Annotated in this window: 2 protein-coding genes; both read left to right on the forward strand. The window is 65.1% G+C overall.

The genetic code is table 11. The features are described 5' to 3' along the window. Window positions 1-13 precede the first annotated feature (13 nt). Entirely contained in the window at window positions 14-154 is a 141-nt protein-coding gene (locus tag AC1DDH_RS20560; protein ID WP_476956227.1) for a nuclear transport factor 2 family protein, read from the forward strand. Window positions 155-270: 116 nt separating this feature from the next. Beyond that, the coding region (locus tag AC1DDH_RS20565; RefSeq protein WP_476956226.1) for a DUF1275 family protein at window positions 271-480 on the forward strand (210 nt) is incomplete at its 3' end.

Raw genomic sequence — 480 nt, forward strand, 5'->3', positions numbered from 1 at the left:
CGTCTCGGGCGATGTGGCCGTGGTGCGCCACACGCTGTCCGGCGAGACGCTGGACAGCGGCAAACCCGGCACGGTGAACCTGAAGGTGCTTCAGGTCTGGCAGAAGCAGGGCGGCGCCTGGAAGCTGCTGGCGCGGCAGGCGGTCAAGGCCTGACGCGCCCCCGGACGTTATATGACGTCCTATGTTTCGAATGCCTCCTTCGGGAGGCATTTTCGTTTTGGCGCGTCGTATGATGACGGCTTCCCGGTCGTGATTCCGCGAGGTTGACCATGCCTATCGCCTATCTGCGCAGTCTCACGGCGCGCCAGCGCACTACCTATTCGAACCGGCAGCTAGCCGGTTTCCTGTGCTTCGTGGCGGGCGCGGCCAACGCCGGCGGGTTCCTCGSGGTCAAGCAGTACACCTCGCATAGGTCCGGCATCGTCTCGGCGATGGCCGACGATCTCGTGCTCGGCAACTTCGCCCTGCTGCTCCAGGGC

Source organism: Arthrobacter sp. 10T425 (assembly GCF_056393985.1).